This is a genomic window from Brevundimonas sp. (assembly GCF_036400995.1).
Classification (GTDB): domain Bacteria; phylum Pseudomonadota; class Alphaproteobacteria; order Caulobacterales; family Caulobacteraceae; genus Brevundimonas.
The window spans coordinates 1-9,714 of sequence record NZ_DASWWG010000061.1 but is presented as its reverse complement, the minus strand read 5'-3'; the positions used below and the strand labels follow the sequence as shown (position 1 = coordinate 9,714).

Sequence of the window (9,714 nt, the reverse complement as noted above, 5' to 3'; positions counted from 1 at the left end):
GGCGGAGCCGGAGGGGCCGGGGGAGCAGGCGGGACCGGCGGAACGGCGAGGTTGAGCATGACCGGCGGCGGCGGCGGTGCAGGCGGAGCAGGCGGCGCGGACAGGGCCGGAACGGCGGGCGGCGGCGGAGGCGCGGGCGGGGCCAGCCGCAAGGTCTGGGCGACCTCACGGACGGCGAGCACCAGGGCCGGCGTCTGCGAAGCCTCGGCGGTCGGAGCGGCGACGGTGGCTTCGGGGGCTTCCGCGGGGCGGGCGGTGAGTTCGATCGCGGCCATCGGCGTGGCGACAGCGACCAGACCACCGACGGTCAGGGCCAGGAAGAGCGGGCGGGACGGCAGGGAGCGAGGCGTCTTCATGATGCGGGCGATCCTTTTCGAGAGGGAGCGGGCGGAGCCTGTCAGTCCGAGAGCGGCGGACCGGCCGGCGGGATGTCCGACCTCGGCGGCGAGGCCGACGAGGGTGCGGGCGTAGGCGGCGGGGTCGAGGTGTCGAAGGGCGGAGGCGTCGGCGGCCTCCTCCGTCAGGGCGGCCAGGCGCAGGTGCAGGGCCCAGACCAGCGGGTTGAACCAGAACAGGGCCACGGTCATCCGGGACAGCAGCAGGAACAGCCAGTCCCGGCGGCGGATATGGGCCAGCTCGTGCGCCAGCACCGCGCGGGCGCAGTCCGGGCGCGAGACCAGCTCCTCGCTGATCAGCACCACGCCCGGCGGCAGGCCCCAGCTCAGCGGAGCCGGGATCGCCGACGACGCGACCAGTTGCGGCTTGCGGCGGCCTGACAGCGTTTCCAGCGGGGCGGTCCAGCGCTGTGCGGTCACCGGGCGGCCCGTGCGGGTCCAGTGCAGCAGGGTCAGCAGGCCGATCACAAGGCGGCCGAGCACCATCAGCACGCCCAGCCCCCAGACGCAGGCCGCGATGAGGGCGGGCGACGGCTGGAAGACGGAGGCCGAGACGGCGACGCCGCCGACCTCGCCCAGATCCCCCGCCCAGACCGGCGCCGGCGGGATGGCGACGACCGGCTCCGCCGTCGGCAACAGCGGCAGGGCAAGGGCCGGCAGAAGCAGCATCAGCAGTGGCAGCGCCAGCAGCAGCAGGACCGCGGCGCGCAGGACGTCGACGCCTTCCGTCACGGGGCGCGCCCTCAGCAGAACCGACAGCCCCAACCCGGCGCCGGCGATCAGGCCGGACTTGAACAACAGCTCGATGAACAGTGCGACGGTCATTTCTCGCGCTCCCCGGCGTCGTCGATGGCCCGTCGCAGGGCCGCGATCTCCTCGGGATTGAGCGACCGGGTCAGCCCCAGCAGCGCGGTCGCCGCGCTTGCGGCCGACCCGGCGAAGAAGGTGTCCACCATCCGGCGAAGCGCGCCCGTGGCGAGGGTTTCGGGCGCCGGAGCGGGGCGATAGACGACCCCGCCCTCTCCCGGCTCCCGCGCGACCAGTCCCTTGGCCTCGAGCCGGGCCAGCAGGGTGCGGACCGCGGAATCGCTGAGCGGATCGGCAAGCGAAGCGCGCACCGCGCCCGTCGTGCCCTGTTCAAGCCGACAGAGGGTTTCAAACACCTCCCGCTCCCGTCTGGGCAGAGTCTCGATCATGGCGGCAACCCCGTCACTACATATGTAGCGCTACATTTGTAGCGAATTGGGGCGAGATCGGGGCGGCCGGATGAACTCTCTGAAAGGCGCCGGAAACGGCAGAAGGCCCTGCCCGGGGTGGGTGGGCAGGGCCTTCACGTCATGAACAGTCCGAACAGACCAACGCGATCAGAACGTCCAGACGGTCTTGAGTCCGCCAACCAGCATATCGGGGCGATCCTCGCGCCCGCCGGGATGGTGGATGAGTTGCAGATTGGGCCGCAGCGTCAGCCAGGGCGTGGCGCGGAAGCCGTAGTAGACCTCCGCCACATACTCGCGGCCGGCCGCCGGAAGCGTGCGGGTCCCGGCCTCGATCTGGGCCTGCTGGCTGTCGGTGATGCGCGGATTGTAGCCGCTGGCGCCGACCGCGAAGCCGATCTCGTCCTTCGGCCGCCCGGCGAGCGGGCCGGTCCAGGCCGCGCCGACGGCCAGCTTGCCCTGCAGGGTGTTGGTGCGCGGATCGGTGACGATGGCGTTCATATAGACTTTGATCGCGCCGCTGCCGTCCGCCTCGGGCGCGCGCAGGGTCTGCACCGCATTGGCGTAGAAGCCGTAGCGGCCGCTCCGCTCCTGGCCGGGCAGGCCGGTCAGGGCGCGCCAGTCGCCGTTCACGTCGGTGGCCACATCGGGCACGTCCGCCGTGTCGTACCAGCCGCCGATCTTGTAGCTGCCCGTCAGCCCTTCCCCGAAGCTGGGCGTCCAGGCCGTCTCGACCATGGTCAGGAAGCCGTCGTCCACGTCGAACTCGAAATTGAAGCCTTGGCTGGGCCGCAGGTTCTCGGGGTTGGACTCATAGACGCCGACCGACACCGTATGCTCCCGCGCCACGTTCAGCTTCAGGCGGGCGCCCCACTGGCTGACGGGGAAGTTGTAGAGGACGTCGTGGGCGATGTGCCCCGGCGCGGAACCGCACAGGGTCAGGTTCTGGAAATCGCAGGCCGAGCTGCCGAAATCTTCCGCGGAGCTCATCCGGCCCAGTTTGACCGAACCGCCCGGGAAGCTCTGCTCGTACCAGAACTGGCTCAACCGCCAGACCTGACCGCGCCCGTAGACCGGCTGCACCTGCTGGATCACGCCCAGCGGCGAGTCATTGGTCAGCGCGTTGCCGTGGCGATTGCTGATGGTGATCTGGAACTTGCCGCCCTCGATCCCGAACATCCGGTCGGCGTCGATCGTGGCGCCGAGACTGAGCTGGCCCGAGGTGCGCACGAACTGCGGCGTGTCCCCATCGATGTTCCAGGCCGTCTCGGTGATCTCGCCCGCCGTCAGGGTCAGGCCGCCGTCCTTCAATCGGTCACGCAGGCCACCCCAGTCACCGGTCAACGTGCCGGAGAAGGCGGACGGCGCCGCCGTCGGCGCAGCCGTTTGCCCGAAGGCGGGCGCTCCCCCGATCAGGGTGAGCAGCGCCACGCCGGCGAGACGCCGGACCGGTTGATTGAAATGCATGTGTTCCCTCCGGACCTCTTCGGGTCGTCGGCGGGGAAAGTTCGGCGAGCGCCGTCAGATGACAAACGCGAAGATTTATCCGACAGGTGAATCCTGCTCACCTCTAACCAGAGGTTCGAGATCGGCGGCCGGGTCCTTCGCCAGTTCACCGATCAGCCAGCGCGCGAAGGCGGCGACGATCGGGCGCTGGGCGTTCCGCTTCGGATAGACCAGGTAGTGGGGGGCGTAGACGAGGTTGTCACACCGGCCGTCGAGCGGCGCGACCAGCCGCCCGCTGGCCAGCTCCCGCTCGGCCAGACGGGTGGAGTCCAGGCAGACGCCCAGACCGTCGGCTGCCGCCTGAACCGACATGAAGCTGCGGTCGAAACGCATGCCGACCGCCTCGGGCGCCTTCATCCGGTTGGCCTTGAACCAGTCCTCCCAGGTCACGGCCTTCAGCGAACTGCGGATCAGGGTCAGGCCGTACAGGTCCTCCGGCGTCCGGATCTTCTCGGCCATCTTCGGGCTGCACATCGGCTTGACCACCTCGCGGCCCAGCGAGTGCACGACGAGGCTGTCGTTGTCCGGCTTGCCGTAGACGATGTCCGCGTCGAACTCGTCCGCGGCGAACCGGCTGTAGTCCGTGCTGGCGGCGATCCGCACCTCCATGCCGGGGTGTTTCTCAAGGAAGTCCGCCAGCCGGGGCGTCAGCCACTGGGCCGCAAAGCTGGGGGCGGTGTGAAGGCGCAGCAGCTGCGCCTGACGGGCGGACACCGCCGTCACCCCGACCCGGATATGGCTGAACGCCTCCTCTACATGCTTGTGCAGGGTCTGGCCGTTCTGGGTCAGGCTCAATGACCGCCCGTTCCGATCAAACAGCAGGGCGCCCAGCGACTTCTCCAGCTTGGAGATCGCGTGACTGACCGCGCTGGGGGACAGGTTCAGCTCCTCCGCCGCCAGACGGAAAGAGCCGTGCCGCGCGGCGGCGTCGAAGGCGCGAAGGGATCCAAAAGCAATGTTCATACGACGAATGAACAAGATTCATCTGTCCGTGTAAACATAGCATTTGTCACCCAAGGAACCTTCGCCCCTTATCCGGCGCAACGAAGACACCCGCGAACCGGGGAGGAAACAGGCGTCGATCCGCGGCCGTTCGGCCGCCCTTCCGCGCACGTCACCCTTCCCGCCGCGCGCACCGAAGGATTCCGCGTGAGCGACCCCATTGCCGGCAATATGCCGTCCGCCGAACTGGCCCGGCGCGCCTATCACATCCGCAAGCACGCCCTGCGCATGGGCGCCGTTCAGGGCCAGGGCTATGTCGGCCAGGCGCTGGGCGTCGCCGACGTGCTGGCCGTGGCCTATTTCCGCGCCCTGACCTACCGCCCGAACGAGCCGGAATGGGAAGGCCGCGACCGCTTCCTGCTGTCGATCGGCCACTATGCCATCGCCCTGTACGCGGCCCTGATCGAGGCGGAGATCATCCCCTTCGAGGAGCGCGACACCTACGGCTCGGACGATAGCCGCCTGCCGATGTCGGGCATGGCCTCCTACACGCCGGGCATGGAGATCTCGGGCGGTTCGCTTGGCCAGGGCCTCGGCATCGCCGTCGGCATGGCGCTGGGCCTGAAGCGCAAGGGCTCGGACCGCTTCGTCTACAACCTGCTGTCGGACGGCGAACTGGGCGAAGGTTCCACCTGGGAGGCCGCCCTCTCGGCCCCGCACTGGAAGCTGGACAACCTGATCGCCCTGGTCGACTTCAACAACCAGCAGGCCGACGGCCCCTCGCAAGAGGTGCTCAGCGCGCCGGACCTGCAGGCCAAGTTCGACGCCTTCGGCTGGTTCGCCCAGCGCGTGGACGGCAATGACATCGAGGCCGTGATCGCCGCTTTCGACGCCGCCCGCGACCTGAAGGACGCCAAGCCCCGCATCATCATCTTCGACACCCTGATGGGTAAGGGCGTGCCCTTCCTCGAGCAGCGCGAGAAGACCCACTTCATCCGCGTCGATGAGGAGGAATGGGATCTGGCCCTCAAGGCTGTCGATGACGGCTGGGCCGCCCGTGGCGGCGTCGTGAACGCCGACATCTGAAGCCGACAAATCAGGATTTGAAGACCGTGTCCGCACCCCGCCTGAAGACCTCGGCCATGATCGCCTCGATCGCCGCCGAAGGTCAGCGCACCATTTCCGCCCCCTTCGGCCACGCCCTGGCCAAGGCCGCCGAAACCCGCCCCGAGATCGTCGGCATGACCGCCGACCTGGGCAAGTACACCGACCTGCATATCTTCCAGCAGGCCCATCCCGACCGGTTCTACCAGATGGGCATGGCCGAGCAGCTGCTGATGATGTCGGCCGCCGGCATGGCGCGCGAGGGCTTCCACCCGTTCGTGACGACCTACGCCGTCTTCGCCGCGCGCCGCGCCTATGACTTCCTGTGCCTGGCCATCGCCGAGGAAGACCTGAATGTGAAGGTCGTCTGCGCCCTGCCCGGCCTGACCACGGGCTATGGCCCCAGCCACCAGGCCACGGAAGATCTCGCGATCTTCCGGGGCATGCCGAACCTGACCATCATCGATCCGTGCGACGCCGTCGAGATCGAGCAGGCGACCGCCGCCCTCGCCGACCATCGCGGCCCGGCCTACATGCGCCTGCTGCGCGGCAAGGTCCCGGCGGTGCTGGACGAGTACGGCTACAAATTCGAGATGGGCAAGGCCAAGACGATCCGTGACGGCGCCGACGTGCTGATCATCTCGTCGGGCCTGATGACCATGCGCGCGCTGGAGACCGCCGACGCGCTGAAGGCCGACAGGATCGAGGCGGGCGTCCTGCACGTCCCGACCATCAAGCCGCTGGACGAGGCGACCATCATCGCCGCGGTGAAAGCGAAGCCGGGCCGTCTGGTCGTCGTGGCCGAGAACCACTCGGTGATCGGCGGGCTGGGCGAAGGCGTGGCCGCCGCCCTGCTGCGCGCGGGCGTGTTCGCGCCGTTCAGGCAGGTCGCCCTGCCCGACGCCTTCCTGGACGCCGGCGCCCTGCCGACGCTGCACGATCGCTACGGCATCTCGACCAAGGCCATCACCACGAGCATCAAGGGCTGGCTGTCCGAATAAGGACCGTCAGCCGCATCAGACCCGGAAAACCGGGATGAAACGGGGAGGACTACCGTGACTGACACCACCATCCAGACGCCGCCGCCGACCATCGCGTCGAACGCCACCTACAAGAAGATCATGTGGCGGCTGCTGCCGTTCCTGCTTCTCTGCTTCCTGGTCGCCTATATCGACCGGATCAACATCGGTTTCGCCAAGCTGCAGATGCAGTCGGACCTCGGGTTCTCGGACCTGGTCTACGGCCTCGGCGCCGGCATCTTCTTCATCGGCTATTCGGTGTTCGAGGTCCCCTCGAACATGATCCTGCACAAGGTCGGCGCCCAGAAATGGATCGCGCGGATCATGATCAGCTGGGGCATCGTCTCCTGCGGCTTCGCCTTCGTGCACACCGAATGGCAGTTCTACGCCCTGCGCTTCCTGCTCGGCGTGGCCGAGGCGGGCTTCGCCCCCGGCGCCCTGCTGTTCCTGACCTACTGGTTCCCGGCCGCCCGCCGCTCGCGCGCCAACGCCCTGCTGCTGGTCGGCATTCCGACCGCCGGCATCGTCGGCGCCCCCCTGTCCGGCTGGATCATGGAAGGCATGGCCGGGGTCGGCGGCTGGGAAGGCTGGCGCTGGATGTTCGCCATCGAGGCCGCCCCCGCGGTCATCGCCGGCTTCCTCGTCTTCATCTTCCTGCCCAACCGCCCGGCCGATGTGAAATGGCTGACGGACGAGGAAAAGGCCGCCGTCCAGGCCGACCTCGACGCCGATGACAACGCCCGCACCGCCCATATGTCGCTGAAGCAGTTCCTCGCCGACCGCCGCCTGTGGCTGCTGACCGCGATCTACTTCTGCATCGTCATGGGCCAGTATGCGATCTCGTTCTGGCTGCCGAGCATCGTCAAGAACGCCGGGGTCGAAAGCCCGCTGGCCAACGGCCTGATCAGCGCCATTCCCTTCATGGCCGCGGCCGTCGCCATGATCTCGTTCAGCATCAGCGCCGACAAACGCCGCGAGCGCCGCTTCCACCTGATCATCCCGATGTCGATGGGGGCGATCGCCCTGGCCCTGGCCCCGGCCTTCTCCGACAACCTGCTGCTGTCGGTGATCTGCCTGTCCTTCGCCGCCGCCGGCCTGCTGTCGTCGACGCCGATGTTCTGGAGCCTGCCGCCCGCCTTCCTCGGCGGTGTCTGGGCCGCCGCCGGCATCGGGGCGATCAACGCCATCGGCAACGTCGCCGGCTTCGCCTCGCCCTATGTCATCGGCGCCGTCGTCGACGCCACGGGCAAGCTGAGCTGGGGCCTCTACACCATCACCGCGATCGTCCTCCTCGGCATGCTGCTCGTGTTCCGCGTGCCCAAGAGCGTCAATCGCTGACCCCCTGAAAGTACCGGAGTAGCATCATGATCGTCGGTTTCGTCGGCCTTGGAGCCATGGGCCTGCCGATGGCCCAGAACCTGATCGCCAACGGCCACGCGGTCCAGGGCTTCGACCTGCGCCCCGAACCGGGGCAGGCCCTGGCCGCGGCCGGCGGCAAGGCGGTCGCCTCGGCGACGGAGGCCGCTGCCGGGGCCGACGTCCTGATGCTGATGGTGGTCAACGCCCTCCAGGCGGAACAGGTGCTGTTCGAGGCGGGCGCGCTGCAGGCCCTTCCCGAAGGCGGAACCGTGGTCCTGACCGCGACCTGCCTGCCCGGGGAGGCCGCCGCCATGGCCGCCCGGGTCGCGGCCGAGGGCCGTCGTTTCGTCGACGCCCCGGTCTCCGGCGGCACCGCGGGGGCGAAGGCGGGCAGCCTGTCGATCATGGCGGGCTGTCCGACGCCCCTGTTCAACGAACTGAAGCCCCTGTTCGAGGGCTTCGGCGGAAAGCTGTTCCACGTCGGCGAGGCCGCCGGGCAGGGCCAGATGGTCAAGACCGTCAACCAGTTGCTGTGCGGCGCCCATATCGCCGTCGCGGCCGAAGCCCTGTCGCTGGCCGAAAAGATGGGCGTCGATCCGAAGGTGGCGCTCGAGATCACCGGCGGCTCGGCGGCCGCCAGCTGGATGCTCAATGACCGCGGGCCGCGCATGCTTGAGGCGGACCCCGAGGTCACCAGCGCCATCGACATCTTCGTCAAGGATCTGGGCATTGTCCTCGCCGCCGGCCGCGACTGCCAGGCCGCCCTGCCGCTGGCGGCGGCGGCGCATCAGCTGTTCGTCTCCACCTCCGGACGGGGCGATGGCCGGGCGGACGACAGCCAGGTGATCCGCAGCTACGCCCTGCTCAACGGACTGGCCGCGCGGGGCTGACTCCTCCCCCATCCCTGCGCGCCCGAACGGCCCGTCGCCCGGCGACGGGCCGTTTTCGTTCGGACTGGCCCCGAACGGGTCTAGGATGCCGCTCACATCGCCAGACGGAGGAGTGAGCATGTCGCATCCCGCCCTTGTCCCCGGAGCCGTGGCCGTCGTCACGGGCGGAGCCTCCGGCATCGGACTGGCCGCCGCCCGGCGTTTCGCGGCGCTCGGCCTGCATGTCTGCGTCGTCGATCTCGGGGCGGACCGTATCGCCGGGGCGGTCGCGGACCTGCGCGCCGGCGCGCCGGACGGGGTCGAGATCGCCGGCTTCGAGGTCGATGTGTCGGACCGTTCGGCCCTGGCCGCGCTCGAAGCCGCCGTGGCCGACCGCTTCGGCGGGACCGACGTCCTGATGAACAACGCCGCCATCCAGATCCCGACGGACGCCGTCGGACCGGAGGCCGACTGGCGCCGCCTGCTCGGCGTGAACCTCTGGGGCGTGATCGACGGCAGCCAGGTGTTCGCCCCGCGCATGATCGACCGCGGCCGCCCCGGCCTGATCATCAACACCGGTTCGAAACAGGGCATCACCACCCCGCCCGGCAATCCGGCCTACAACGTCTCGAAATCCGGAGTGAAGACCTACACCGAGGCGCTGCAGCACCAGTTGCGCAACACGGACGGCTGCAGCGTGAACGCCCATCTGCTGATCCCGGGCTTCGTCTGGACGCCGCTGGCCGCCGGTGCGCGGACCGACAAGCCGGCCGGGGCCTGGACCGCGGCCGAGACCGTCGACTTCATGCTGGCGCGGCTGGAGGCCGGGGACTTCTACATCCTGTGCCCCGACAACGACGTGGACCGGGCGACGGACGAGAAGCGCATGGCCTGGGCCATCGGCGATGTCATTGAAAACCGGCCGCCCCTGTCGCGCTGGCACCCGGCCTGGGCCGCGCGCTTCGAGGCCTTCCTGCGCGAGTGAGGCCCCGGACGTCAAAAAGCCCCGCCGGTTTTCCGGGCGGGGCTTTTTGAGGTTTGGGTGCGGGAGCAGGATTTGAACCTGCGACCTTCAGGTTATGAGCCTGACGAGCTACCGGGCTGCTCCATCCCGCGGCAAACGGTAGGAATGAAGGAAGATGTTCGAGGTTTTTTTCAAATCCGCTGACCGACTGGCAGACCCGGCGGCGACCTACTCTCCCGCGCCTTAAGACGAAGTACCATCGGCTCTGGAGGGCTTAACGACCGAGTTCGGAATGGGATCGGGTGGGGAACCTCCGACATAGCCACCAGGTCAACCAGGCGG

The 9,714-nt window shown here is 68.9% G+C and carries 9 protein-coding genes, 1 tRNA gene and 1 rRNA gene; 5 read left to right on the top strand and 6 right to left on the bottom strand.

Annotated elements, in window-relative coordinates; genetic code table 11:
* The 4 genes from VGE03_RS09435 to VGE03_RS09420 form a co-directional block, all read right to left on the bottom strand.
* Positions 1-1,220, bottom strand: a 1,220-nt coding sequence (locus tag VGE03_RS09435; RefSeq protein ID WP_331046230.1) for a M56 family metallopeptidase, incomplete at its 3' end; no start/stop codon positions are given.
* On the bottom strand, positions 1,217-1,591 hold the full coding sequence (locus tag VGE03_RS09430) for a BlaI/MecI/CopY family transcriptional regulator (RefSeq protein ID WP_331046229.1): 375 nt from the start codon (positions 1,589-1,591) through the stop codon (positions 1,217-1,219). The genes VGE03_RS09435 and VGE03_RS09430, both read right to left, overlap by 4 nt.
* A 168-nt stretch (positions 1,592-1,759) precedes the next feature.
* A complete protein-coding gene (locus VGE03_RS09425; RefSeq protein WP_331046228.1) occupies positions 1,760-3,076 on the bottom strand; it encodes a carbohydrate porin in 1,317 nt (438 codons plus the stop codon).
* A 75-nt stretch (positions 3,077-3,151) separates the two neighbouring features.
* On the bottom strand, positions 3,152-4,093 hold the full coding sequence (locus VGE03_RS09420) for a LysR substrate-binding domain-containing protein (protein ID WP_331046227.1): 942 nt from the start codon (positions 4,091-4,093) through the stop codon (positions 3,152-3,154).
* A 171-nt stretch (positions 4,094-4,264) separates the two neighbouring features.
* Between VGE03_RS09420 and VGE03_RS09415 the strand changes: the two genes are divergently transcribed.
* From VGE03_RS09415 to VGE03_RS09395, 5 genes are all read left to right on the top strand, one after another.
* Positions 4,265-5,143, top strand: a complete 879-nt coding sequence (locus VGE03_RS09415) for a transketolase (protein ID WP_331046226.1) — start codon at positions 4,265-4,267, stop codon at positions 5,141-5,143.
* 26 nt (positions 5,144-5,169) lie between these two features.
* Positions 5,170-6,162 (top strand): transketolase family protein, encoded by a 993-nt coding sequence (locus VGE03_RS09410; RefSeq protein ID WP_331046225.1) that lies wholly within the window; start codon positions 5,170-5,172, stop codon positions 6,160-6,162.
* Between the two features lie 54 nt (positions 6,163-6,216).
* Positions 6,217-7,518: an MFS transporter gene (locus VGE03_RS09405; RefSeq protein WP_331046224.1), complete on the top strand. Its 1,302-nt coding sequence runs from the start codon at positions 6,217-6,219 to the stop codon at positions 7,516-7,518.
* A gap of 26 nt (positions 7,519-7,544) precedes the next feature.
* Positions 7,545-8,429, top strand: a complete 885-nt coding sequence (locus VGE03_RS09400; RefSeq protein ID WP_331046223.1) for an NAD(P)-dependent oxidoreductase — start codon at positions 7,545-7,547, stop codon at positions 8,427-8,429.
* A gap of 118 nt (positions 8,430-8,547) precedes the next feature.
* A complete protein-coding gene (locus VGE03_RS09395; RefSeq protein ID WP_331046222.1) occupies positions 8,548-9,393 on the top strand; it encodes an SDR family NAD(P)-dependent oxidoreductase in 846 nt (281 codons plus the stop codon).
* Between the two features lie 54 nt (positions 9,394-9,447).
* On the opposite strand, the gene VGE03_RS09390 is transcribed toward VGE03_RS09395, so the two are convergent.
* Together VGE03_RS09390 and rrf are read right to left on the bottom strand one after the other, a co-directional pair.
* Positions 9,448-9,524, bottom strand: a tRNA-Met gene (locus tag VGE03_RS09390).
* A gap of 63 nt (positions 9,525-9,587) precedes the next feature.
* Positions 9,588-9,702: ribosomal RNA gene (gene rrf / locus VGE03_RS09385) — 5S ribosomal RNA — on the bottom strand.
* Positions 9,703-9,714 lie beyond the last annotated feature (12 nt).

Coding starts and splice junctions, on each gene's coding strand:
- VGE03_RS09400 (WP_331046223.1), top strand. CDS start 7,545: ATGATCGTCGGTTTCGTCGGCCTTGGAGCCATGGGCCTGCCGATGGCC.
- VGE03_RS09395 (WP_331046222.1), top strand. CDS start 8,548: ATGTCGCATCCCGCCCTTGTCCCCGGAGCCGTGGCCGTCGTCACGGGC.
- VGE03_RS09425 (WP_331046228.1), bottom strand. CDS start 3,076: ATGCATTTCAATCAACCGGTCCGGCGTCTCGCCGGCGTGGCGCTGCTC.
- VGE03_RS09430 (WP_331046229.1), bottom strand. CDS start 1,591: ATGATCGAGACTCTGCCCAGACGGGAGCGGGAGGTGTTTGAAACCCTC.